General features: G+C 51.0%; 17 protein-coding genes. 9 read left to right on the top strand and 8 right to left on the bottom strand.

The features are described from left to right. Positions 1-3 precede the first annotated feature (3 nt). The 5 genes from BUF15_RS11940 to BUF15_RS11920 all read right to left on the bottom strand — a co-directional run bounded on the left by BUF15_RS11940 (position 4) and on the right by BUF15_RS11920 (position 7,057). Positions 4-621 (bottom strand): TorD/DmsD family molecular chaperone, encoded by a 618-nt coding sequence (locus tag BUF15_RS11940; protein ID WP_073613713.1) that lies wholly within the window; start codon positions 619-621, stop codon positions 4-6. A gap of 2 nt (positions 622-623) precedes the next feature. Next, positions 624-2,480: a 4Fe-4S binding protein gene (locus BUF15_RS11935; RefSeq protein WP_073613712.1), complete on the bottom strand. Its 1,857-nt coding sequence runs from the start codon at positions 2,478-2,480 to the stop codon at positions 624-626. A 248-nt stretch (positions 2,481-2,728) separates the two neighbouring features. Beyond that, positions 2,729-3,397: a response regulator transcription factor gene (locus tag BUF15_RS11930; protein WP_073613711.1), complete on the bottom strand. Its 669-nt coding sequence runs from the start codon at positions 3,395-3,397 to the stop codon at positions 2,729-2,731. Continuing rightward, entirely contained in the window at positions 3,397-5,904 is a 2,508-nt protein-coding gene (locus BUF15_RS11925; protein WP_073613710.1) for a cache domain-containing protein, read from the bottom strand. The genes BUF15_RS11930 and BUF15_RS11925 overlap by 1 nt, the downstream gene beginning before the upstream one ends. Continuing rightward, the gene (locus BUF15_RS11920; protein ID WP_073613709.1) at positions 5,897-7,057 is read right to left on the bottom strand and encodes an ABC transporter substrate-binding protein; all 1,161 of its coding nucleotides are present in this window, start codon (positions 7,055-7,057) and stop codon (positions 5,897-5,899) included. The genes BUF15_RS11925 and BUF15_RS11920 overlap by 8 nt, the downstream gene beginning before the upstream one ends. Positions 7,058-7,394: 337 nt before the next feature. Here BUF15_RS11920 and fdhD point away from each other — a divergent pair, with 337 nt between their 5' ends. Continuing rightward, positions 7,395-8,186 (top strand): formate dehydrogenase accessory sulfurtransferase FdhD, encoded by a 792-nt coding sequence (gene fdhD / locus BUF15_RS11915; protein ID WP_073613708.1) that lies wholly within the window; start codon positions 7,395-7,397, stop codon positions 8,184-8,186. An 81-nt stretch (positions 8,187-8,267) separates the two neighbouring features. On the opposite strand, the gene BUF15_RS11910 is transcribed toward fdhD, so the two are convergent. Beyond that, positions 8,268-9,206: a D-alanine--D-alanine ligase family protein gene (locus BUF15_RS11910; protein WP_073613707.1), complete on the bottom strand. Its 939-nt coding sequence runs from the start codon at positions 9,204-9,206 to the stop codon at positions 8,268-8,270. Positions 9,207-9,335: 129 nt separating this feature from the next. On the opposite strand from BUF15_RS11910, the gene BUF15_RS11905 reads away from it, so the two are divergent. The 6 genes from BUF15_RS11905 (at position 9,336) to BUF15_RS11880 (ending at position 18,146) form a co-directional block, all read left to right on the top strand. After that, positions 9,336-10,715, top strand: coding sequence for an FAD-binding oxidoreductase (locus tag BUF15_RS11905; protein WP_073613706.1), 1,380 nt, complete (start codon positions 9,336-9,338; stop codon positions 10,713-10,715). Positions 10,716-11,128: 413 nt separating this feature from the next. Beyond that, positions 11,129-11,320 carry a 30S ribosomal protein S21 gene (gene rpsU / locus BUF15_RS11900; protein ID WP_407642613.1) on the top strand — a complete coding sequence of 64 codons (192 nt, stop codon included), beginning with the start codon at positions 11,129-11,131 and terminating at the stop codon, positions 11,318-11,320. Between the two features lie 9 nt (positions 11,321-11,329). After that, positions 11,330-12,313, top strand: coding sequence for a site-specific tyrosine recombinase XerD (gene xerD / locus BUF15_RS11895; protein ID WP_084553921.1), 984 nt, complete (start codon positions 11,330-11,332; stop codon positions 12,311-12,313). Positions 12,314-12,390: 77 nt separating this feature from the next. Beyond that, complete coding sequence (locus BUF15_RS11890; RefSeq protein WP_073613704.1) at positions 12,391-15,090, top strand: CBS domain-containing protein; 2,700 nt, start codon at positions 12,391-12,393, stop codon at positions 15,088-15,090. 60 nt (positions 15,091-15,150) lie between these two features. After that, positions 15,151-15,789 carry a site-2 protease family protein gene (locus tag BUF15_RS11885; protein WP_073613703.1) on the top strand — a complete coding sequence of 213 codons (639 nt, stop codon included), beginning with the start codon at positions 15,151-15,153 and terminating at the stop codon, positions 15,787-15,789. 338 nt (positions 15,790-16,127) lie between these two features. Then, on the top strand, positions 16,128-18,146 hold the full coding sequence (locus tag BUF15_RS11880; protein WP_073613702.1) for a methyl-accepting chemotaxis protein: 2,019 nt from the start codon (positions 16,128-16,130) through the stop codon (positions 18,144-18,146). A 311-nt stretch (positions 18,147-18,457) separates the two neighbouring features. On the opposite strand, the gene BUF15_RS11875 is transcribed toward BUF15_RS11880, so the two are convergent. Next, on the bottom strand, positions 18,458-21,127 hold the full coding sequence (locus tag BUF15_RS11875) for an ATP-binding protein (protein WP_073613701.1): 2,670 nt from the start codon (positions 21,125-21,127) through the stop codon (positions 18,458-18,460). 108 nt (positions 21,128-21,235) lie between these two features. On the opposite strand from BUF15_RS11875, the gene BUF15_RS11870 reads away from it, so the two are divergent. Continuing rightward, a complete protein-coding gene (locus BUF15_RS11870; protein ID WP_159441287.1) occupies positions 21,236-22,228 on the top strand; it encodes an ABC transporter substrate-binding protein in 993 nt (330 codons plus the stop codon). A 114-nt stretch (positions 22,229-22,342) separates the two neighbouring features. After that, the gene (locus tag BUF15_RS11865; protein ID WP_073613699.1) at positions 22,343-24,712 is read left to right on the top strand and encodes a hybrid sensor histidine kinase/response regulator; all 2,370 of its coding nucleotides are present in this window, start codon (positions 22,343-22,345) and stop codon (positions 24,710-24,712) included. Between the two features lie 93 nt (positions 24,713-24,805). Here BUF15_RS11865 and BUF15_RS11860 read toward each other — a convergent pair whose 3' ends face one another. Then, entirely contained in the window at positions 24,806-26,503 is a 1,698-nt protein-coding gene (locus BUF15_RS11860) for an AMP-binding protein (protein ID WP_073613698.1), read from the bottom strand. Positions 26,504-26,768 lie beyond the last annotated feature (265 nt).

Here is a 26,768-nt window from a genome sequence, read left to right as displayed (position 1 = left end):
TATTTAGGATGCGGTCGCCAGACCCTTTTCGAGGTCAAGATATCCACACAGCAACCTACAACTTGCCCGATAAAAAAGGGCTGTATCGTTTTTTTCCACCGCGGCACTCAGCTCTTTTGCCAGCGGCTGGAGCCAGGTGACAAGCAACCGGCTCTGCAAATCACGCGCTTTTTCACCGCCACCATTCTTCTCCTCCTCGATCAGGCTCGCCAGGATATCGAGCAGCATGGGCAGCGAATCTTCACTATCAACTACACCCTCGGCCCGCACGATCCCCGCCTCGGCGAGAAACGATCGCAGCGCAACCAGGGTTTCACCGAAGCTGCGTCCATCCAGATACCAGGAGGCCATGATGTTGACCTGGGCATTACTAAATGGGTTAGTGAACAGTTCGTAGTATTCGTTTTGAATCTCTGAGAGGTTCTTCTCATTCAGCATTTTGTGGATGTCGCGAACAGCGGAATCGAAGAGAGGATTCACCTGCTCTTTCACAAGGGCGGAAAAGGTTCCCCGCCAGCGGCTCATCTTTTCCGCATCAGGCTCACTCTGGAAAAATGATTTGATAAGATCGACAAAACGCAATCTGGCTCTGAACACTTCCCTCTCGTTGAAATCTTCCATATTCACGCACTCTCAAAGAGTTTTACGACCCGACAGGTCTCACAGTAGGAAAAATGATCGGTGTTCACGGACTCTTTCGCCGCCAGGATGGCCATCACCCGCTCATAACTTTTGCGGCTTCCAAAAATTTTGCCGCAATGGCCGCAAACCATAGGTTCGGTTTCTGCAAGGACCTGGTGGTTGAAATAGTTGCTGTCAAGGGTTGCGCCGCGCACCATTTGCAACGCATTTTCCGGACAAACATGCACACAGCCGCCGCAACCAACACACAGCGCCACCTTCGACCTGAGACTCAGCGTGTCATCACTGGCGGAGAGGGCCTGGATGCGACACACGTTGAGACAGGCGTAACACTGGGTGCAGCGATCGTTGTCACAGAAGATGGTGGCGAAAGGCAGTGCTTCATTTCCCTTTATCCGCGCCTGACGGCCACTGGTGGTGGCAAGATATTCAAGGACCGCGCCAAGGTTCTCCCGGCGGTTACCGGTCAAACTATCAGGAAAAATCGGCAGTGGAAGCTCGACGGGGTCACTCTCCATGGTGGCAAAATCAGCAACAGTGTTGATGACGATCCTGTCCGTCACACCGAAATAGGTTTGGAGAAGCGAGCCAGCCAAGGCCAGATTTCGGGTCAGCGATGGCTTAGGAAGCCACTTTCCATCATCGGCCAGAAGAACGACTTTTGCCGCACCACAAACAAAGAGGTAGAGGAGATGAAAGAGGGAAAGTGCGCCGATCTCCTGGTATTCGATAAAAATGGTCTCTTCGACCAGTTGCGGTTTGAGCCACCACACTCGATGCAGGGCTTTTTCGCTACCGAGGACCACTGTCGCACCATTCAACCGCAGCGCCTCGATATATCTCACAAAAGCCTTGTCGTTGAACCGTTCATACTGCAAAGCTCCAGTGGGGCAAGCAGCCACACAGGCGCCACACTCCTGGCACTTGAGACTATCAACAACGATGCCTTTCTCACTCCGACTAAGAGCGCCATGTGGACAATTTTCAATGCAGATTCCACAGCCTATGTCGAGTTTGCCGCTGTATTGGCAGATTGAAGGATCACAGGTAACCACCTCATCCACCTGCAGGGCACACTGGGTTGCAAACCAGGCGGCCAAATCTTTCTCACTGTAAATAGCATCCCGCACATCGGGTAACTCGACCTTGGTGTTATCCAGGACAAGCAGTGCTGGAGTTCGGATAATACATTCTTCACCACCATGCACATCGATCGCCCCTTCAGGGCACGCATCCTCGCACTTCTTACAAAAGGTACAGACAGCAAAGTTGATAAAAAGCTGCTCATCGAGGCAGGATTCGGGGCAAGCAGGACCGCAGGTCCCGCAGTAATTGCATCGATCCATGTTGACAGGGGCCCGACGGGTATATTCCAGCCTGAGCCCTTTTTTATCCCGCTCAATCCGCAATTCACTCACGGTGGGAAATGCAGGATCGCAACCGGCCACTAAAAGCGGCTCGATCTCGATAACCCCGCCATAGGTATCAACAAAGGTCTTTAACTTTTCGGCGTCAGCTCCAATCACACAAAGCCTTGAATCAGGCTCGATCTGGTAGCTGCGGTAGGTTACAGACTGGATGCGGTCATACTCGGCCAGCGCCAGCTGCTGGAGCCGCGTTTCGGATATGCCCGCAAGGTCATGGTTGACCTGCAAGGCCGGCGACAGGGGAAAACCCGCGTCAGGGGTACATGTGACAAAGCCGCTGGCCAGAAGTATGCTCTCAGGACGGGCAATAGGGTTTTGCTGTCCGGGACGGAGATTGACGGCAGAAATAAGAAAATCCGGCGCTGACGTTCTTCCCTGGGTCAAGGCACACACGGTAAATTTGCTCGACATACTCTCTGGACCTTACGGTTGTCGCTGTCGTGGGTTTCCACCCTGTCGCCAACACATTGTGATAAAGATGGCCGACCTCTAGGTCGTCAAACCATCAAGCTATCAACAGCAAATTGAGATAATTACCGGCACCAAGAACGCCGGCTCTTTTGCACATTTGCACTATAGAAAAGTCGCCCACATCTTGAAATCAGCTGTGTCCCTTTTCTTTCGTAAGGCTTTTTCGTAAGGAGCTGTAGGGAATTACCCTACATTGTCGGATCCGTTTTACCGGCTTGGGAATTTTCGATCCAGAGGACCGCACGGCGGGTGAGTTCCGCACCGCTTTTGAGGCAGAGTTTCTGTTTGATCCGGTCGCGGTAGGTGCCGATGGTTTTGACCCCCAGCTTCATCCGTTCAGCAATCTCCCGAGTAGAGAGTCCGGTACCGATGAGACGGAACACCTCAAGCTCACGATCAGTGAGCAGCTCTTCGGTGGAAGCCCCCTGGGGGGCGGCATTGACATGCAGTTTATCGAGCAGAATCGCCATCATGTTAGCGCTGACATGAATCCTGCCACAGGAAATGTTTCGAAGCGCCGCAATCACCGATTCGGACGCCTCTTTTTTCATAATATAGCCCTTTGCTCCAGCGCGGATCGCCCGCTCGGCCCAGACCGATTCGTCGTGCATGGAGAGAACCAGAATGGGGATGGGGCGGTTGGAGGTAGCGATCTCCTTCACCAGATCCAGACCATTATCTTTGGCCAGGGTAATATCGATGATGGCCATATCGGGCTCATGCTCCTGCAACACCTTCCTGGCACCGGAAAGATCCTCCGCTACGGCGCAGACAGTGAAATCCGATTCCTGGTTCAGGAGTTCCGCCATGCCCATCCGGAATATCGGATGATCGTCAACAATCATTATTTTCAACATCAGGTATGTACCTCCCCTGAAACGGATACTATGGTTCCGCCATCCAGCTCTGAGCTGATGGTCAGTTCTGCCCCGATGGCCTTGGCCCGATACTTCATGGTATGACAGCCCAATCCCCGGCGGGTGGAGTTCTCATCAAAGCCGTTGCCATCATCCACAATACGGACGGAAAAGCTCTCGGTGTCGGTGCGCATGAATATACCGATATTGTCAGGCTCTCCATGCCGGGCGGCATTAAACACCGCTTCCCGGATAATATAATAAACATGGGTCGCCACCGCATTATCTACCCACTCTCGATCTCCTTCAAACGAATGGGTGCATTCCACCTGGAACAGGTTTTTGATCTCACTGACCAGTTCCTCCACCGCCGCTTCGAGGCCATGCTCGATCACATGGGCCGGATACAGCCCCTGGGCCAACCTGCGGGTCTTTTCGATGGCATCACGGATCAGGCCCCGGATAGCGCCAACCTGAGCAGCTTTATCCGGGTCGGTCTGTTCGAGTTTTTGCTGCAGCACTTTACTTAAAAGCTCAACCCCGGTCAAATGGGAGCCCAGATCGTCATGCAGGTCACGACCGATGTTTGCTCGCTCCTCCTCGCTTACCATAATGATCTGCCGCTCAAGCCGGGCCATTTCCTCTTCCGAGCAGGTTTTCAGGACATGGAGCCACATGCCTTCGAGCAGCATTTTCATCTGGCGGATATCAGAGGTGTCATATTCGCTCCCGTTGTTGCAAACCCCGGCAACCATGACGATTCGACCGTCATTTATCGCAGGAACATCGACATGGCGGACCACTGTGCCGGAGTAGGGGTACAAGGTCTCCCGGTCATCCGTACCGGTGTAGGCATTGGAAAGCAACTCCCCCCCGGAGGTCACTACCATACCGGCAAAACCACCCTTATTCACACTCCTCGAGAGTTCCATTGTCACAGGTTTCGTCCTGACCACCCCCTCTTCAAGCTTGGCCAGCGAGCAGAGGGTAATATGGCTCTGGCTATTGTTCACCATGGCCAGGTACCCTTCCCCACTGCGGGTAATCTGAACGATGCGACGCAAGACAAAGTCATATTTTTCCTGCAGGGACTGCTTCTCCATCATACCGAGGCGAAGGAGTGTATCCAGACGCAGCTCATCACGGCGTAGCAGCAGCTCCTTCTGGATGCGGTCATCGACCATACGGTTGGCAAGAATGCGTAAGTCCTCAAATTCAGTGAAGGCAAGATCGGTGTTCTTGATCTTTTTCTTGGAATCCGTCGCCTGTCGCAAGAAATTGGTGAACAGGTCGATACCATGCCTGATCTTCATCGAATAGAAATAGGAAATAAGCAGCAGCATGGTGACGGCCACCACAAAGAGAATAATGAACACCACCACATTCTTGAAGGCAATATCCCGGTACGACTGGGTCTCAAAAGCAATCGCCCGCTGCATCTCTTCCATGGACATCGAGGTGGCAAACACCCAGCCCCAGTCGCGGTAAGCCCCGGCATAGCTCAACACCTGATGCGAAAGATCAGAGAGCCCAGCAGCCGAACCGTGAGTGAAGAATTCCCCATGAGCGTTATCAGCCGCCGTCAGCAACACCTGTCCGTAGCGAAGGCCCTCGCCATCAACAAAATTTTCCACCGAGCGGCCAATAAGTCGTTCATCCCGGCTGCAGATAATAGTTCCATCCCTCCGGTAACCGAGCACCCGTCCATCTTTGGCAAAGCTCATACTCCTGATACGGGCAAGAATATCGGCTTGGAGCAATTTTTCCATTGCCTCGGTGTATACGCCAGCACCAATAAACCAGTCAAATGGCTCAAAATATTTCACAAAAGCAATCTTGGGAAATACTTTTCCGGGAAACTGTGGCTTCACAAGATCATAATGGTAGACACCGGCGCCCTTTTCCCTGACGATGCTCCGAATATCCCCCACCACATCGACACCGGAAACTTCTTTCACTGCCTCGGTTTCTTTGCCTTCAAACCAAGGCTCGTCGGCAAAAAGGTCAATTTCGCCCTTTTCTACCGTGCCGGCAAAATAGTAACCCTGCTCGTTGTTCCACCGAATGGGCCGCAACACCTCCGTCACCATGGCACGCAACTCGGTCACCGACTTTTCATCTTTGTAGAGGCGATAGATGTGGGAGGCAATGGAATAGGCCGCCTGGACCTTGTCGCGGATCTCGTCCTCGATTTGCTGGTCAGCCAGCGAGCGTTTGTATTCGATAAAGTCGATGACCTTGCCGTGCTCCTCCTGCACCCTGCTGCGGTAGCGGTTGTGGTAATTAGTACGGATATTCTCGATACTCTCCTCGTAAGCCTGGTATTCGTTGACCATCCAGAACACCCCGATAAAAAGAGTCAGACCAAAAATAACCAGGATGGAAGCATAAAAGGGCGCTGATGATAGAGAAATCCGCCGATGGCTCTGACCGGAATGTTTTTTTTGCTGCAGACCTGAAAACCGGTTTGCAATACCGGCCGGTACGCCATCGAGAGGCTTAATCATCGTCTTCCAACTCCTCGATAGCAGGATAAATACGCGTCAGGTAGATCGTATCAAGTCCCTGATGATCGTCAGGGCCAAAACTCAGCACCAGCCCGCCAAGATCAAAGCGGCCCACCCGCTGCATGGTCTCGATAAATTTTTCCCTGGTCAGCACTCCATCAACCGTTCCGGCGATGCGGGCAAAGAGTTTTCCGGCAATATAGCCTTCAAGGGAGGTGAAGCTGAGCGGCACATCATGCTGATACCTTCGCATTGCCCGCTGATATTCACGGATAAGCGACAAGCTCTCGTCGTGGGGCAGCGGCACTACCTGGCTGACAATGACATTTTCTCCATAGCCACCGAGAGTCTCGGCAAGACTCTCGGTGCCGACAAAAGAGATATTACAGAACAGCACATCCCGGTTGACCTTGGTCTTACTGAGTTTGATGAATTCCGCACAGGCCGAGTAAGCACCGACCAAAATGACCGCCTCGGGCTCCGCTTTGTAAATTTCCTTGAGCCCGCCCATTACCGCCACGGTGTTACGTTCGTAACTGCCTGTCGAAACCAGTTGCATACCGCGCTTGGCAAGAGCCTTCTCGATCCCCTTCAGGCCGGCAAAGCCATAACTGTCATTTTGGTAAAAGCAGGCAATTCTGCTGATTTTCTTTTTCGTGATGAGATATTCCGCCAGCCGCTCCATCTCCTGAAAATAGCTTGCCCTGACATTGATTACATATTTCCTGAACGGGTTACGTAACAGCTCGGCTCCTGTAAAGGGAGCAAAGAGCGGAATTCGATGTTCTTCAAGAATGGGCACTACCGCTTTGGCCGTGGGCGTGCCAACCTCACCGATCAGCATAAAGACCTGATCGTCGGTGATGAGTTCACGAGTGTTGCGTACCGCCCGGTCCGGTTCATAGCCGTCGTCACGGCTTATCAGCACAATTTCCCGTCTGTTGACCCCACCTTCGTCGTTAACCTTGGAAAAAGCAGCCAGCAACCCGCCCCGTAGTTCAACCCCCAGATCCTTGGCTGGCCCGGAAAGGGCACAGGACTGGCCGAGCACCAGAGGATGAGGAGGGACTTTCCCCTCCGCCAACCCCTCTACCGGGGTAAGCAGTGCCAGTAAAAGACAGAAAAACCAGCTGTAACGATAATGGTTCAACATAGGTTCCTTGTTGAAAAATAGCCGTCTTACCACCATATCCGGCGGTACATATCACGGTGAATGTTCAAAAATAGATGTAATTCCATTCAAAAGCAAGACCATTCGATTTCCCTGCAGAGGCGAAGACATCGGTAAGCAGTAGTAGAATCCTGGGTTCTAAAGAGAATTCGCACGAGTACGACATTGAGGTCATTCCTCGCGCCTGACACCAGCCAAGATTATTAGGGTTGAAATCTTCCACAGCTGTCTATATCGTGTACACTCTTTGCCCGACAGATTGCAATTGAGAGAAGTTTGAATCGGTCAATTAATCTCAGCATCCAGGAATCACGATAACATGACAGCCAAGCAGCCCACCTCCACCGCTCTCACCATGGGCCACATCACCACCGTGGTCACCCCGCACGAACGCTTTGAGGAGCACGAGCAGGTGGCCATTGAAACGCCATACTCCATCGCCTTAAATGATGAAACAATCGGTTCGTCCATGGTACTGCCCATCGGCCTTGAGGAATTCGGGGTCGGTTTTCTTTTCGGTCAAGGCTATATCAGCAAACCCGAAGAGGTGAAAGAGGTGCTTGTCTGCCCGGAAGGCAGGATAGCAGTCTATGCGGATGTGGAACGCACCGAGCCCAAAGAGGTCATCATCACCTCAGGCTGCGGAGGAACAGGTAAGATCAGTAAAGAGATGCTGGAAGGAGCCTTTGAGCCGCTGCAGGAGACCACCATTACCTTCCCGGAAATCCGCAGATTTATCCGGGAGGCACTCCATTTCTCCAACCTTGGCAACGAGACCCACTGCGTCCACGGCTGCGGCCTGTGGCAGGACAACCGCCTGAAACTATTCTATGAGGATGTCGGCCGCCATAACGCGGTGGACAAGGTGCTGGGAGCCATACTGCTCGGTAAGGCCACCCCCCGGAGTGCCATCTACACCACCGGCCGACTCACCTCTGACATGGTGCTGAAATGCGCCCGTATGGGCATCCCCATCATCATGTCCCGTACCGCCCCATCATCACTCGGCATGGCCATTGCCAGAAGATCCGGCGCGACCCTTGTGGCCTATGCCCGACCGGACAGGCTGAATGTCTTCAACGCGCCCGAGCGTATCATCAGCGAACCATAAAGCCTCAGCAGTTGCCGGTTTCGCTGTCACACACAAAACCGGCAACTGACACTTTCGCTCAGAAAAGATGTATCGACGCTGTTATTTCTCCATGCCCAGCTCAATCAGCCGCGCCAGGAACTCAGGAAACTCAAGACCGTGTTTGGCAGCAGCCTGGGGGAGAAGGCTGGTGGCAGTCATACCGGGAATGGTATTAGTTTCGAGCAGATAGAGATTCTCGTTTTCATCGAGCATCATATCTGTGCGTGAATAGCCTCGCAGCCTGAGAGCCTTGTGGGCCCTCACCGCAAAATCCTGCGCCTTCACCCGCACCTCTTCGCTTACCGGGGCTGGACAGATTTCATTGGTTGCACCGGGCTTGTACTTGGCAGTGTAGTCAAAAAATGTAAACTCCTTGCCGGGCACAATCTCGATAAGCGGCAGTGCTTCGAGTTTGTCGTTGCCCAGAACACCAGCGGTGAGTTCCCGCCCGCGGATATATTTTTCCACCATCACCTGGCGGCCGCGGCTCATTGCCGTTTCGATACCTGCCAGCAGTTCTTCTTCAGTGTGGGCAATGGTCATGCCGAGGCTTGATCCTTCCCGCACCGGCTTCACCACCAGCGGCAATCCCAGCCGGGTGGCAATCCCAGCCCCGTCACGGGCCGTCTCTGGAGTCAGGATTTCCCATTCAGCCACAGGCAACCCATCCAGTCGGTACAGTTCCTTGGACAGATGTTTATCCATGGCGATGGCGCTGCCCAGAACTCCCGAACCCTGATGCGGGATACCGAGCAGATCGAGCAGTCCCTGCATGGTGCCATCTTCGCCCTGCAGACCGTGGAGCACGATGAAGGCGAAGTCGATCTCATCCTTGGCCGCCACCAGTGCCGGCAGATCGGTTGCTGTATCAAACCGGCGGACTGAATATTTGTCGGGAGACAGGGCCTTTTCCACCTGGTCCGCACCATTCAGCGACACCTCCCGTTCACCGGAAGTGCCACCGGCAAGCAGGGCTATGCGCAGTTTTTGTTGTTGCATTCGACTCTCTCCTTGTGTTAATCGATTTTGTTCGGCTACAGAAAGTGTGCCTTTCCCCGTCAACAGCCAGCAAAGCCAGCACATGCCGTTCTTTATTATTCTTTCCACCTTCACACTCATCCCGAACCAATGAAACCGGAACTCATTCACCAGCTGCAGGCCATTGTCGGCAGCAAACATTGTACAACCCGCCCTGAAGATCTGCACTGCTATTCCTATGACGGGCGTTCCACCGGTCCCTTGCCTGAGGTTGTGGTCTTTCCTGATTCCACCGAACAGGTTAGCCGCATCATGCAACTGGCCAGCGCCCATCGCTTTCCGGTGGTACCGCGGGGTGCGGGTACAGGTATGACAGGAGGATCGCTTCCTGTCAAGGGGGGAGCGGTGATGGTGCTGACACGTATGAACAGGATACTCGAAATTGACAGGCAAAACCAGATCGCCATCGCTGAACCAGGGGTCATAACCGCAGATTTGCAGAAAGAAGCCAGAAAACACGGCCTGTTCTATCCGCCCGATCCGGCCAGTGTCAAATTCTGCACCCTGGGTGGTAACGCCGGAGAATGCGCTGGAGGTTTGTCGGCGGTCAAATACGGAGTGACCAAGGATTTTATCATTGGTCTTGAAGTAGTGCTGCCGTCTGGCGAGATCATTACCACCGGCACCCGCACCGAAAAAGGTGTCACCGGCTACGACCTCACCAGGCTCTTTGTCGGTTGCGAAGGTACGCTGGGCATCATTACCCGGCTTACCTGCCGATTGCTTCCCCTGCCAGAAGCACGTGAAACCTTTCTGGTCAGCTCGGAATCGCTGGCTGCAACCACCACCCTGGTGGCCACTATTCTTAACAACGACGTTCTGCCCTGCACCCTTGAATATATGGACCGCACCGCCATCGGCATCGTCACAGGCTTCATGGCGGAGCCGCCACCAGAAAATACGGAGGCCCTGCTGCTTCTTGAACTGGACGGCACCCGCCAATCGGTAGCCGAAGAGTCCGAGAGGCTGCAGCAACTGCTGGCCAGCCATCCGGAGTTCACAGTACACAAGGCCGCTACCCGCGATGAGGCCGCAACCTTGTGGCAGGCAAGACGATCGATATCACCGGCCACGTTTAACCTTAAGCCCAACAAGATCAGTGAGGATGTAGCTGTACCGCGCAGCCGCATTCCTGAGCTGGTCGCCTTCTGTGAAAAAATGGCGGCCGAACTGAATCTTATCGTCCTCACGTTCGGACATGCGGGTGACGGCAATATCCACGTCAACATCATGCTTGATAAAAGCGATCCTGAACAAGAGCGAGCAGGAGAAGAGGCCAAGAAACGGCTCTTTGAATTTACCATCAGCATCGGCGGCACCCTCTCCGGTGAACATGGAATAGGTACCGCCAAATCAAAATTTCTGCCTCTTGAACTGAATCCGGCCACTATCCGGGCCATGAAAGGCATCAAACAACTCTTTGATCCACTTAACATTCTTAATCCCGGTAAGATCTTTCCGGCAGAATAGGTGGTTCAATAACCAGACCCCTTTCAGCATGGAAAAATGATCCCGGTTCTTGCACGGTTTCCGAGAAAGAGATTGACACCCCCCTATTCTTCTTTTATATAAGTGAGGTTATTGTCTCGATTTTTCGCCAGTATCGTAAAAAAATCTGCAAATCTATCGGGTTCACACGGCACATCTCAAGGCCCTAAAGCCTCGAACCGTTTGTTCTCACATCTTTTTTACGAAACTGCTACGTATTGCTGATTACCGACAGCGGTGCAGGAGGTGAGCAAACACCGCGGTGAATCCATGGCTCCATATATCGGGCCAGTGGAGTTTTTTTCGTAACACACAACTGATCGCAGGCATTGATAGCGTTTCTTTCACGCATCTGCCTGAGAAAAAAATTTCTTATACCTACGGAGACCCAGATGATTGATGTTGAAGTTCGGGGAGATCTCGAATACGCCATTCGCCAGCTGAAGAAAAAACTGCAGATCGACGGAATTAAAAGAGAACTGAAGCGTCGTGAATACTATGAGAAGCCGAGCGTCAAGAAACGCCGCAAGCAGGCGGAAGCTCGCCGGAAGCTTCGCAAGTTCAACCGTCTCAGAAAATCCAGCTGATCGTCTTGCATGGAAAAAGTCCGCTTCCGGCGGACTTTTTCCAACCAGCCACATGGTGTGACACATCCCCCTGAAAATACCAGCTCTCCTCTTCTGCCGGAGCGATTCCTCGGCGCCTATGAGCTTTTTCTTCAACACCTCATTTCAGAAAGACGGCTCGCCGAAAACAGTGTCGCGGCCTATTCTTCCGATATTGTTTCATTCCTTACCTTTCTCACATCGCAACATGTTCAGCAGTTGACCGATGTCGATCTCGAACTGATCCACCGATTCCTGACCCACTGCCGCAATAATAATATTTCCCATCGCAGTAACGCCAGACGGGTTTCCGGCCTGCGGACATTTTTTCATTTTCTGGCCCGCGAAAAGCTCGTCGCCACCAATCCCTTTTCTGCAGTCGATTTACCCAAAAGTGGCCGAAAACTTCCGGTTGCGCTGAGCGAAGCGGAGGTCAACGCCCTTCTGGCCGCACCTGCGGTAGCCTCACCCATCAGCCGCCGCAACCAGGCCATGCTCTATCTGCTCTACGCCACAGGGTTGAGAGTCTCGGAACTGGTACAGCTACCTCTTTCGGCGGTCAATCTCAGTGCCTGCTTTGCCCGGGTGCTCGGCAAGGGCAACAAGGAACGGCTTATACCCTTCGGCCTTACGGCCAAGAAAAAAATTGAGGAATACATTAAACTCTCCCGCCCTCTGATCCTGAAAGGTAAGCGTTCGAATTACCTCTTTGTCACCAGTCGCGGCAGCTGCATGACCCGGCTCCGATTCTGGCAGATCCTTCGTGACACAGCCCTTGCCGCTGGCATTAACAAGGAGATCTCCCCCCATATGCTCCGGCACTCGTTCGCCACCCATCTGCTCACCCACGGTGCCGACTTACGCGCGGTACAGATGATGCTGGGCCATGCTGACATTGCCACCACCCAGGTCTACACCCACATCGATCAGGACCGGTTGAAGAATATTCATAAAAAGTTCCATCCCCGCGGGTGAAATGGTATACAGATTCCAGAATACAAAAACTTCATATATAGAGCATATCGCCAGAACAACCTCTTCTCCTGCTGCCAATGCAAGTAATTACCACTCATCTGAACGCCGATTTTGACGGCATGGCCTCCATGGTCGCAGCACACAAACTCTATCCGGACGCCATCCTCTCTTTTTCCGGCTCCCAGGAGAAGAACCTGCGTGATTTCATTTCCCAAACCCTGCTCTATCGCTATGATTTTCAAAAGCCGAGGACCATCGATCCGGCCCAGGTAGACACCCTTATCATTGTCGATACCCGCGCCTCCGACAGGCTTGGCAACTTTGCCCAGTGCCTGAAAAACACAGATATCACGGTCCACATCTACGATCATCACCCCGAGAATCCTGGTGACATCAAGGGCGATGTAGAAGTTGTGAGAAACGTCGGCGCCACCGCCACCATCTTCACCCAGTTGCTCAGAGAACGCGACATTACCATCACCCCGGAAGAGGCGACCATCATCTGCCTGGGGATCTACGAGGACACCGGCTCACTCACCCATCTCACCACCACCCCCGATGACCTGGAAGCCGCCGCCTGGCTGCTGCGCATGGGAGCAAAACTCGATATCGTTTCGCAGTTTATCACCTATGAACTGACCACCATGCAGGTCGAACTGCTGCACGACCTGATGAAAACCGCCACCCAGTACACCATTCAGTCAATTCCCATCGTGGTGGTTACCCATTCCCTGCCCCATTACGTTGACGATTTCGCCCTCATCGTCCGACGATTCATGGTCATGGAAAACCTCGACACCCTCTTTGCCCTGGTCTCCATGGCCGGGCGAATTTATCTCATTGCCCGCAGCAGAATTCCCGATATCAATGTCGGTGCAATCGCCCGCGATCTCGGTGGCGGCGGTCACGCCACCGCCGCCTCGGCCACTGTGCGCGACATGACCCTGATAGAGGCCCACGAAAAGCTCATCCAGAGCCTGCACCGGCACGTGCGTCCGCAGCCGATTGCCCGGGAGTTGATGTCGGCGCCGGCCATTACCATTCCCGCCGACATCACCCTGGCAAGCGCCCAGATCCTGCTCAATCGCTACTCGATCAATTCCGTACCGGTTGAGGCGGCAACCATCAGCCGCAAACCCGATTGCCCGCATCTCAACCTCGTCGGCATCATTACCCGCCAGGTTATAGAGAAAGCGGTACACCATGATCTCGGCCACCTGCCGGTCAGCGACTATATGTCCACCGATATCGACTTTCTCTCGTTGAATGCCACACTCTCCGACATTCAGGAGCTGATCATCGAGAACCACCAGCGGCTGATTCCCATTATCCACGAAAACACCCTGCAAGGGGTCATAACCCGCACTGACCTGTTAAACCATCTGGTCAACGACCCCTCGCATCTGCCAAGGAACCTGCTGCACGAAACGGAATACCCGTCTCTTGAGCGCAAACGTAACCTCAACAGCCTGATGATTGACTGTCTGACCAAACCTATGATCCAATTGCTGCAGAAGATCGGTGAGGTCGCAGACGAGGTACCAGTCAATGCTTTCGCCGTGGGTGGCTTTGTCCGTGACCTACTGTTAAAAAAACGTAACCTCGACCTCGACATTGTCGTGGAGGGCAACGGCATTGAGTTTGCCAAGCATCTGGCAGGACGCCTCGGTGGCAGATACCGAACACACGAACGATTCTCCACAGCCATGGTCCTGATGCCCGATGGTTTCAAAATCGACATCGCCACGGCCCGACTCGAGTATTACGAGTACCCGGCAGCACTGCCCACCGTTGAGCTTTCTTCGATCAAACTCGATCTCTACCGCCGGGATTTCACCATCAATGCCATGGCTGTCCAACTCAATCCCCAGCAGTTCGGCACCCTGATTGACTTCTTCAACTGCCAGAATGATCTCAAGCAAAAAGAGATCAAGGTCCTCCACAACCTCAGCTTTGTCGAGGACCCTAGCCGCATCTTCCGTGCCATCCGCTTTGAGAAACGGATGAGTTTCACCATGGCTCCCCACACTGCCCGCCTCATCCGCAATGCGGTGAAGATGCAGTTGTTCGGAAAAGCAGCAGACACTCGTTTTTTCTCAGAGATTCGACTGATATTTTCAGAGGAGAATCCAATCCCAGCCATTCAGCGTATGGCGGACTTTAACCTCTTCCAGTTCCTCTGGCCAGACCTGAAACCGCACCTCAAAGTCGACCGTCGCTTCCTCCATATTCTCCTCCAGGCGCAACGAGCCATCGACTGGTACCGACTCCTCTATCTCAAAGAAGAGTGTGACAACTGGATTGTCTACCTGCTGGCCATCATGGGCCGGTCGAAAGCAGAAGTACTGGAGGCGTTCTGCAAACGTTTTCTCGTTCCGCAGAAGATAACGGACAATCTGGTTTGGCAAAAAATGCACGCTGACAAGGTCGCCAACCTGCTAGCCAGACGAAATGCTCTGAGAAACAGTGAAATTTACTGGTTACTGCAGGATCTTGATATCGAGGGACTGCTCTACGTAATGGCCATTGCCAGAAAGAGCACCGTGAAAAAAGCGGTATCGAACTATGTCACCGAGATGAGACAGGCCGCGACCCTCATCAGCGGCCGGGATCTTATGGCTCTTGGATATGAGCCGGGGCCCGCCTTTAAAATTATGCTTAACGACCTTCTCGACGCCCGTCTGGATGGAATCGTCACATCAAAGAGTGAGGAAATCACCTTCATACAGGAAAATTATCCTCTCAACAATCTCCCCGAAAACGGCAGAAATGCCTAATGTCTGAAATAGTCTGGCCCCACATGGCGGCAAATTCCCCTTTGAGCAACAGGTTTTTTTGTGAATATACAAGCTTTTGTTAACGATTTTATCATTCTTGCCCCACCACTTTTACTGGCACTGACCTTTCATGAATTCGCCCACGGTTTTGTGGCCAACCGCCTGGGTGATCCTACCGCAAAGATTGCAGGTCGACTCACCCTCAACCCTCTCAAGCATCTTGACCCCATCGGCACCCTGGCTTTTTTCTTTATCAAGATCGGTTGGGCCAAACCGGTTCCCGTCAACCCACAGTTTTTCGTACATCCCAAAAAGGATATGCTGTGGGTGGCCCTGGCCGGTCCCCTCACAAATCTCACCCTTGCTGTGTTAAGTGCGATGCTGGCCAAATTTGTCTGGTTCCTGGCGTCAGTGCTGCCGGCAACCCCGCTGGTCGCCGGAGTCCTCGTTCCGGTAAACGGGATGCTCATTGCCAGCGTATGGATCAACCTGCTGCTCTGTATCTTCAATTTTCTCCCAATCCCGCCGCTTGACGGCAGCAGGATTCTAGTTGGAATTCTGCCGGATAAACTCGCCCTCTCCTATTTGAAGTTTGAAAAATACGGATTTATTCTGGTTCTTATCCTTGCCTTCAGCGGCATCTTGTCCAAAATCATCCTCCCTATTATCAGCCTCGTCCACCGCATCTTGCTTTCCTGACGAGCACTTGGCTCACCATATGTTTCCCTAAAATATTTTCCACCCAAGCTTGCGCTAGGCAAAAACTCCTACATTGTAAACATTCCACTTTGTACTTATCGTTTTTCCGTTGTTTTTGATACATTGCCTGTCAACACAACCTGGAAGGCCTTATTTTCCTACTATTTTAATTAGTTAAATATCTATTGGACTTTATCTTTTTTTTTATGCTAGTATCAAAAAACATAGTTGTACATTCTTGATCTCTTCAATTTACCAGCTGTTTTCATGGCTCGCCGGACACCCCACCTGTACCGGTGCAAACGTTTGCTATATTTTTTTTACTCAGGGTGAACCGTATGCGTCTAAAAGATCTTTCCATTAATGCCAAGCTACTGGTAGCGTTCGGGGCCATCCTCCTGCTGCTTGCTTGCCTCACCGCTGTAAGTCTCTGGCGGTTTGATTCCACCATAGATGAGGTCGATAGAAACATCTTTGCTCAGAACCTCAATAAAGAAATACTGAGTCGTGAAATAGATCACCACGCCTTTATGACCAAGGCTTCTGCCTTTTTCGCCGATACCAACACCACCAGCATGGAGGTGCAGACAGATCCCCGAGCCTGCAATCTCGGCAAATGGCTTTACGGTGAAGGCCGACAACAAGCAGAGAAACAACTACCGGAACTCGTTTCACTGATCAAGCAAATCGAGCAGCCCCATTCGATCCTCCACCAGTCGGTACTGGAAATCAACACCCTTGCCAAAGGACAGGACAAGGCAGCAATCCTTGCCAAGGCCCAGGAAATATTTGACAGCACCACCAAAAAGGCCATGGCCGAAACCCAAAAGCATCTCAAAGATGTCTCGGCAGCAGTGGAAGCTTATGCCAATTCGAGCAACGATCTGCTCCACAGCTCCACCAGTACCGGTAAACGGTTTGTCCTCCTTCTCGCCACATTGTCTATGGTGATCGGCATTCTCGGCAGCCTCTTGATCTCCCGCAATATTTCCAGCACAGCCCGCAAGTTGGCCAAGGTCACCGATGACCTGGCCCATGGCAACATGCAGGTCAGCTCCGACATCGACCAGAAGGACGAGATGGGACAACTTGCCTGTTCAGCCAACACCCTGGCATCAAGCCTTAATTCCATGTGCACTCGGGTTCACGGCAGCTCTTCGACTATCAATACATCTTCCGAGTCCCTTCTTCGCTTATCCCTCAACCTCTCCAAACTGGCCCAGACCATGGCCGGCAACTGTCGGACAGTGGCAGTCGCCGCCGAGGAAATGAACACCAACATGTCGGCCATCGCCTCAGCCACTGAGCAGACGAGTACCAACGTCAGCATGGTTGCCGCCGCCACCGAGGAGATGACTTCCACCATCACCGAGATCGCTTCCGGCGCTGAAAACGCGAGGGTCATCACCGAAAAGGCTGTAGCCGAAGCAGCGAAGGCTACAGATAGCGTGAAAGAGCTTGGAGAGGCAGCTGAGAAGATTAACAAAGTGACAGAGACAATCAACGAGATCGCAGATCAGACCAATCTGCTGGCTTTAAACGCCACCATTGAAGCGGCCCGTGCCGGTGAAGCCGGCAAGGGTTTTGCCGTTGTCGCCAACGAGATCAAGGATCTGGCCAAACAGACCACCGCAGCAACCCGCGAGATTCAGGAACGCATTGAGGGCGTGCAGGTTTCAAGCGAACAGACGATCAGGGTCATCAGTACCATCAGCGAAATCATCACCTCTACCAGTGAGATCGTCTCAACCATGGCTGCTGCCGTGGAGGAACAGGCAGTCACCAGTCGGGAAATTGCGGAAAACGTCAGCCAGGCGTCGATGGGCATGCATGAAGTAACGGAAAATATTTCCCAGGCCTCGTTAGTCAATGGGGAAGTTGCCCGGGATGTCGCCAATCTGAAAGTCGAGTCAGAGACGGTGGCCGCCGGCAGCTCTGACGTCAAAGAACTCGCCGAGGAAATGAAATACAATGCCCAGCTGCTGGAGGACATTCTCCAGAACTTCAGTTTTAGACAACCGCAGTTCAATCTCGGTCAGATCAAGGATGCCCACTTCAACTGGAAGATGAAGCTGACCTCAGTACTGAACGGCTACACCACCATCAATGCCAAGGATATTCCTGACCATCACCAGTGCGAGTTCGGCAAGTGGTACGACAATGCGCCAAAATCCCTCTCATCCCTACCTGTATTCAAGGAAATCGGCAATTACCATGAGGAGGTCCACCGTAAGGTAGCAGAAGCGGTCAACTTCTACAATTCAGGGAACAACTCGGCCGCCCACCAAAAGGTTGAAGAATTCGAAACCGCTCGGAAGAAACTGTTCAAGCGGTTGGATCAGCTCTATATGGCGTAGTTACAATACCCATCCCCATAAAAACGCCCCGGTAATATGAAACTACCGGGGCGTTTTTTTCGCTTTATGCCCCCTCGTAAATGGTACAGGTAGTGACGTTTCAGCTCCCGAACCTGGCTCAGAGAACCCTATTTACGAGCTAAAACGGGCAACCTCTTTTTCGCATGTCATCCCCCGTTGACTAACTATAATTTTTCATATATTTCAGAATTCATGACAATCTCAATACTTTTGGTTAAGACAAAAATATTGAGATGATTTCATTTAAAATACTTGAACTCAAATGCTCGGTTCTTTTTAAACACCTTCCCTCACCTCTCTAGCACCTTCCTGATCAGTACGGCGATGTCTCTTTTAGCGAGAGGTTTCATAGCGAATCCTTTAATTCCCATGGCGTTAATTTTTTCTTCAGAAATTACACTGCTATAGCCGGTACAGAGAACTATCGGTATGTCCGGACGTATTTGTAACATGCGGCGGCTCATGTCAATTCCGGTCATGCCCGGCATAGTCTGATCGGTAATCACGAGGTCATACATATCCGGCTGATTTTGGAAAGTGGTGAGCCCCGCAATGCCATTTGTCCTAATAGTAACCTTGTAGCCCAGTCGTTCCAGCATGGTTTTGCCCATCTCCAGAAGCAGATCCTCGTCATCAATCAAAAGAATGTGTTCCTTGCCAGACGGGATATTCTCCAGAGCTTCGATCTCCGGTGAAGCAAGGGTCTCTGCCAGAGGCAGGAAAACATGGAAAACTGTTCCCTCTCCAAGCTGACTTTCAAAAGTAATAAATCCTCCGCAGCTCTGTACTATTCCGTGGACCATGGCAAGGCCCATACCTGTACCTTTGCCAATCTCCTTGCTGGTAAAATACGGATCAAAGATCCTCTTCCTGATCTCCGGGGGAATCCCAGTGCCACTATCTCTCACTGACAGCTGCATAAAATTGCCCGGTTGTATTTTTGGATTGTCGCCAAGTTCTTCCGGGGTGAGCACCTTCGTATGCAATGAAATGGACAGTGTTCCACCATGTATTTCCATGGCATGGAAAGCATTGGTGCAGAGATTCATGAGCACCTGATGGAGCTGGTTTGGATCGGCCAGAATAGTACCCACGTCTGGAGCAATATCCTGTTTTATGGTAATGGTTGTCGGCAGTGAAGGACGTAACAGTTTGATGGCTTCCTTGATGATGATTGCTGGCTGTATGGGTATTTTTTCCGTCTCAGACTGCCTGCTGAAGGCAAGTATTTGTTTAACAAGCTCTTTTGCCCTATTGCCAGCCTTGATGACTTGATCGATATCACCAATGATTTCCGGGTTGGACGGAAGATTTTCCCGGATCATTTCCGCATAACCAAGTATTGCTCCGAGGATATTATTGAAGTCATGGGCGATGCCGCCTGCAAGTGTACCGATGGCTTCCATCTTTTGAGCCTGTTGCAGCCGTTTTTCAAGCTCTTGTTTTTCCTCTTCAGCCCGTTGACGTTCAGTGATATCCTCATACACACCGAGGATGCCATAGACTTTGCCATTTTCATCGAGCAGCGGCACTTTTGTGGTGTCAATCCACAATCTCTTACCATCCGATTGTTGCAACGGTTCGATTATATGCCTTTTCGGTTTGTTCGACTGTGTTACTTCTCTATCATCGGCGCGGTAGGCCTCGGCTTCCTCTTTCGGCCAGGGCAGATCGAAATCTGTCTTGCCTTCAATCAATTCCGGATATTTGAGTCCTACCGCCTCTATGAATACCTGGTTGCATCCAAGGTAGAAACCATTAATGTCTTTCCAGAATATCGACTGAGGAATGGTATCAAGGATCTGGCGCAGCATCCTCCGGCTATTGCTCAAGGCTGTTTCAACCTTTAGCCGCTCTGCTATCTCACTTTTTCGTTCAGCAACTTCCTGTTCAAGATTTTCAATCGTCGAACGCAATCTCGAGGTCATCTCGTTGAAGGCCTGACCGAGTTCGCCAACCTCGTCGTTTTGACTGTACTCGACCTGCTGATCAAGCCCACCCTGTTGAATGGTGCGCGCAACAGAGGAAAGATGCTGCAGGGGTCGGATAATAGAGCCAATAACCAGAGAAGATAAACCGGCAGCCAGAAGCAGTGCGATAATCACCACAATCGAGCTGATTGAGATTATCTCTCTGGCCAGGACCAGCGCCTTGTCAACCTCCATCTGGGCAACGATATAGATCGATTGTTCGCCAAATTCCAGGCGTTTGGTCGCCATGACGACTTCACTTCCATTCAATCCGGAAACAATTCCGGAGGGATTGGCTGGAATCTGAAATTTCTTACCACCAAGCGGCACGGAGGGGTCCGGATGTCCAACAATATTGCCCTTGTCATCGACGATGAAAATCGTTTGGTCGGTATGTGATAGGGTGGCCAGAAGATCCCATATTTTCTTTAAGCGAGCCGATCCAAAGAGAACATATTCAATGTCTCCGGTTTGCAACGATTGAAGAGGTATCGCAATGGTTAGATAAGGCTCGCCTGTGACAGTATTAAACTGTACCGGACTGAAATAATTGGTCTTGAGCTTCACAACCTGCTGGAAGGCGGGGTCATTAGCATGGTCGACAGAGGCAGAATGGGATACGACCTTGATACGGTTGCAGTGGACCAACTCCTTGCCGTCACTGTCAACCAGCGTAAGTGCTTCAAAACGATTTTCGTACGCGATGAGTTCCTCTAGAATATTCTCCTTTTCCGGGCCCATGAGTGACAAGAAGCCATGAGCCTTGGAGGTCAACTCAAGGACCCGTTCAAGCTCATGCACATAATCCTCGACTGCAATGCCGATGCGTTCAGCTTCGATCTGCTGGTGGGCTATTGCCTCATTTTTCAAGGAATGAATGCTTTTGAAGGAAAGAACAAGACCCACAACGACAATTGGACCGACGGCCAGGCCGATAAAGGCCAGGGTCAGACGTGAGCGCAAACTTCGAAGAAAAGGAAATTTTTTCACAATGTTTTCTCTTGGTGATCTCTTCCTGGCTGCTATACTATTACAATAATGCTTATTGTCAGGCACCTCTGGGATGGTATCACAAATGACAAGAGGGGAAAAGGGGTCATGAGAGTAAATTGGCTGCTGTTAATAATGCGAATGGTAGTGGTTTCAAGTCTTTTACTTATATCCACAGAGGCTGTTTGGGCTGAGGGGAAAAAGGATAACGTTGTGATCGCTGCGGTGATCTATGGCAAGCACAATGTCACCACCCTGGATGGCTTTAAGGAGGGAATGAAGGAAAAAGGGTATATTGAAGGCAAAAACACAATTTATCTTTTTCATGGCACCTTTCAGAACTTGGAAAACCTGGATGCTGACATAGCAAAAGTAGTAAGTGAAAATCCTGATCTTATTTTTGCCTCTACCACGCCGGTGGCCTTGGCCGTCAAGAAAGCTACCAGCAACCATAAAATTCCGGTGGTCTTCGGGCCAGTAAACGACCCGATGAGTGCTGGCGTAGTTGCTGAACAGCGACACCCGGGTGATAATATCACCGGGGTGATGCTGACCGACAGCATAGCCAAACAGCTGGAATGGGCGATTCGGATTGCTCCACGAATAAAAAAAATTCTCTTACCATACAATCCAAACGATAAAAGTTCCGTCATCTCGGTAGAAAAGGCCAGAGAAGCAGCGGAATTGTTCAAGTTGACCCTTGATGCCAGGCAGGTATCAAATCATAAAGAAATCGATATTCTCCTCGCCGAATTTCCAGATGATGTGGGCGCGATATTTCTTCCGCGGGACGGTATGGTTATGTCGCGTGTCGAGGATTTTGCAAAAGTAGCAAACCAAAAGAAAATTATACTCTCCGGCACGCGCTTGGAAATGGCAGAACGAGGAGCCCTCTTTGGTTTTGGCTTCAATGGTTTCATGGTTGGCAAACAAATGGCGCGGATGGCTGACCAGATTTTACGTGGGAGAAAACCCGGCGACTTGCCGGTGGAAACAGCCGAAGATTATCTTTCTATCAATCTCAAGACAGCCAACACCTTGGGTATAACCATATCAGAACATATCCTGCGACAGGCACACACGATAATTCGGGCAGAGTGATCTTTTTCAATTGTGTTTAAGGCAGATTCAGGGATAAAGCATAGGCGCTTTGCAACCCTTTAGCGGCAAAGCAATGTGCGAAGGTATATTCAAACTCGCTGTGAGGTGAGAAAAATGCTCGACAAACCCAGCTACGAGGAACTGGAAAGAAGAGTCCAGGAATTAGAGCAAGTCGAGCGTGAGAATAAGAAATCTATTCAAGATCTGACGGCATACCGGGATATTATTTCATCGACACCGGATGGTATCTCCCTGCTTGATAGAGACTACAGGTACATCATCGTCAACGAGGCGTATGAAAAATTTTCTGGAGTAGATCGGAAAAACTTCATAGGGCGGACAGTACCAGAATACCTTGGCCGGGAGGTCTTCGAGCAGTTTATACAACCGAATTTTGACAAGTGCCTGAAGGGTGAAATTATCAACTACCAGGAATGGTTTGACTATCCCACATTGGGTCGAAGATTTGTGGATATAACCTATTCTCCGTACAGGAACAGCAATGATCAGATTTCGGGTGTAATCGCCAATACAAGAGACATCACCGAGATACGACAAGCAAAGGAAATGCTTGAGGAATTGAGGCATTTCTACAAACTCATCCTGGATAGCGTTCAGGAAGGAATCTGGGTGACCGACAAAGACGATCGTCTCATATTCTTCAACCCTGGCATGGAAAAAATCGCTGGGATAAAGGCCGAGAATATGCTGGGGCTGAGTGTCATTGAAGATTTCAAGCCAGAAACAACCAAACATTTTCTTCAGTTTTATCTTGACGCCCGAACGGATGGCCAGCCCAAGTCATATGAGGCCAGTGTAACAACACCAGCCGGCCGAGATACTATTCAGTCCGGTTGGCTCGTGCCCCTCGTTGAGAATGGAAAATATGCAGGCATGATCTGCACTATTCAGGATATCACCCAACGAAAACAGGCAGAGAAAGCCCAGCTCGAGAACGAGGAAAAATTTCACCTCATTGCCCGATTAGCTCCGGTAGGCATATACCTGACTACACCAGATGGAAAATGTCTCTATGTCAACGAGTATTGGCGCAATATGGCGGGTCTTTCCCTTGAGGAAGCTCTTGGGAAGGGATGGATTAACGGCATTCACCCTGATGACCGCCAAATGGTATTCGACAGCTGGCAGAAGATGGTAGCCTCCCAGGGGAGTTGGGGAAAAGAGTACCGTTTTCAAAATAAAGAAGAGAAAACAACCTGGGTGTATGGGCTAGCAGCCCCCCAAATTGGCACTGATGGAAAAGTTTTGCGATACATCGGTGTTAATGTTGATATAACACAGCGAAAACAGGCAGAGGAGGAAAATACAAGGCTCCAGTCTCAACTCCAACAGGCTGCAAAAATGCAAGCGCTCGGAACGATGGCTGGAGGAATAGCCCATGAATTCAATAATCTTTTGGGAGTGATCATGGGTTGTACGGAAATGGCCCGTGAGGAAGTTGCTCAGGGCAGTTTTGTTAAAGCCCAACTTGACAATGTCATAAAAGCTTCCTATCGGGTTACTGATTTAATCAAACAGATCCTTACCTTTAGCCGCCAGTCACAAAGGAGAAACATCTCGATCGACCTCTGCTCGTTCATCAAAGAATCCATTGAACTTATCAAGTCTTCAATCCCTTCCTCAGTTGCTATTCAAGAAACGATCTTGCCATTTTGTGGCAAGATCTTGGCCGACCCGACCGAGATCCAGCAGATACTCATGAATCTCTTTTCCAATGCGGTCTGGGCAACGGGGGAGAAAGGGATCATTGAAATCTGTCTCCAGCAGGTTCAACTCGATACTCAGAAAGCCCATCAACTGAACATACTGGCAGGCAATTATATTGAACTTTCCTTTACTGATAACGGTTGCGGGATGGATGACATAACTCAGGCCAGAGTTTTTGATCCGTTTTTCACCCGAAAAGAAGTTGGCAAAGGAACCGGCATGGGACTTTCCATCGTGTATACCATCATGGAAAGTTATCAAGGAGCAATCACTGTGGAAAGTACACGTGGCAAAGGTACATCCTTCCATCTGTATTTCCCTGTGACAGACGAACCGGCAGCTGTTGAGGAGAAGGAAGACGAAGCCGTTGAAAAAATCCCGCAAGGCATGGGGAGGATACTCTTTGTTGATGATGAAGAGAGCTACGCCGAAATGGGGGCAAAAATGATCAGCCGTCTCGGATATACCGTGGACCTGAGAACCAGCAGCAGAGAAGCACTGGCAGCATTTGCAGATCAACCTCACAATTACGACCTGGTGATTACCGACCAGATAATGCCTGATTTATCAGGTGAGGAACTGGTGTTGAAGATGCGTGCACTCAGACCGAATATCCCTATAATTCTCTGCACTGGTTACAGCATTAAGATGGATGAAAAAAAGGCCGATTCTTTGGGTATAAATGCCTTCGTGTATAAACCGATCGCTAAAAAGGACATTGCCGAGTTGATTCAGAAGGTTTTAAACGGTACCTGAAAATCAAGTATGTTCAAACTGTTGAGCAATTCTTGGATTTCAATACGGTCATCATCGTTTTCCAGTCTGCAGTAGCAAAAAATATAGATTCAATTACCCGATCATCCCATGCTCGTTATACAGATAGCGCTTGATCTTGTGTGTCGCAGTCTTGATAAACGGTTCTCGGCGCTCAAAGACCCTGGCTATCCGTGAACTTGCCGAAACCTGAGTATTGACCTGCTGCCTCATCTCTTCAAACAGCTCTTCGATGCAGACTCGTCGATCACTCCGACTCTTGCCGGCGGTGATTTCATCCAATACCTCATAATCGGGATAGATCCATGCCTCCAGCTGGCCATTGTTTTCCAGCAACAGGCTTTCTACGACCCATGGAAAGCTATTCATCCGGTGTTCCACTGCCTCCGGATAGATATTTTCGCCACTAGCCATAACAATGACATTTTTTGACCGGCCCCGGACATGCAGATTGCCCTGTTCGTCAATAAACCCCAAGTCTCCAGTAGCCAGCCAACCATCAGAGGCAAGCACATCACTGGTACTCTCCACATCGCCATAATACCCCTGCATGACATTGGGACCAGCCGCATGAATTTCACCGACTCCCGTCTCCGGATCGGGATCGACAATCCGAACATCAACACCAGGAATGGGTTTGCCGGTAGAACCTATGGCGATTGTTCTATCACCCATGGGTCCACCTGCTAAAAGCGGTGCTGCCTCTGTTAAACCATAACCAATCAGATAGGGAAAACGGGCCTGGTACAGGAACTGTTCCACTTCGGGGTTCAACGCAGCACCGCCAATCCCCATAAGCTTCAGGTTACCCCCGAAAAACTGGAGTAATTTATCACCGATCTTCCGGTAAATCATCTTCCTGCCCAGCCGGGTTTTGCAGGCCAGGGATAAAAGCTTTGATTTTTCAATCTGGGGCAGAACCCGCTTCTTATAGATTTTCTCCAGCACCAGCGGTACGGCAAAGATAGCAAAAGGCTTTTCATGCTGGCAGAGATTCTGCAAGATTGCTGGAGTCGGGGTTTTGCCAGCATAGGCAATATGGCACCCGCAGAGCAGTGGCATGATAAAACCCATGGTGAATTCATAGGTGTGGGACATCGGCAGGATGGAGAGAAAAACACTTCCCGGAGGAATCTCCATCAACCTCGAGGCGGAATAGGCATTTGAGGTAAGATTCTTATGACTCAGCATCACCGCCTTGGAGTAGCCGGAGGTACCTGAGGTATAGAGGATCGACGCAATATCGTTTTCTTCCAGTTCGGCAAACGAAGGCGCATCTTCCAACGAATCCATTTCTGCCGTCGCCTCAGCCAGCAACTTGGAAAATGGTGTGACCTTGATCACATCACCGGGAGCAAGGTAGTCATCCAAGGTGATGACCGAACCGGCAAGTTCTTTTTTCAGCTCATAGATTTTTTCAATCTGCCGCTGGGTAGTAAAGAGCACCCGCACCTGCATCTCATTCAGAATATGATGTACATCGCTCTCCGGCAAATCGGGAAGAATCGGCACCACCACCGCTCCTAACCGGACAATGGCAAAATAGGCAAGCCCCCAAAAGTGGGAGTTCTCAGCCAGGATGGCAACCCGGTCCCCTTTGGAAACCCCATCCTTGAGCAGATAGCACGCCAGGGCAATGACATGATGATGCATTTCGTTGTAAGAAAGCGGTGTCTCCAACGCCATGCCCACAGCTGGTCGGTCGCCATATTTCATGCGGCTCGAGTCGAGAATATAATTTAGCGTCATCCGGACATCCGTATCAACCATCATATTTCACCTCAGCCCTCAAGTAATGCGCTCGCAAAACATCGTCGCTTTCCAAGGATGGCATGAAATTTCTGAATATTACCATACCCATAGCGCCATTATTTCTTTTGCAGATACGATAAAACACTTCTTCAACCCGCCCTTGAACGAACCGCTTTCAGAAAATCGATTGTCAGACTCAATGGTTATGCCTGGCCGAGAATCTTACACAATCACCTGTTAGAGGTCAATCCCGAAGAGGTACTACTCCTGCTCCAGCCCTTGTAAC

Source organism: Desulfopila aestuarii DSM 18488 (assembly GCF_900143695.1).
Lineage (GTDB): Bacteria > Desulfobacterota > Desulfobulbia > Desulfobulbales > Desulfocapsaceae > Desulfopila > Desulfopila aestuarii.
The sequence above is the reverse complement of the archived record's forward strand: the minus strand, read 5'-3'. Positions and strand labels throughout refer to the sequence as shown.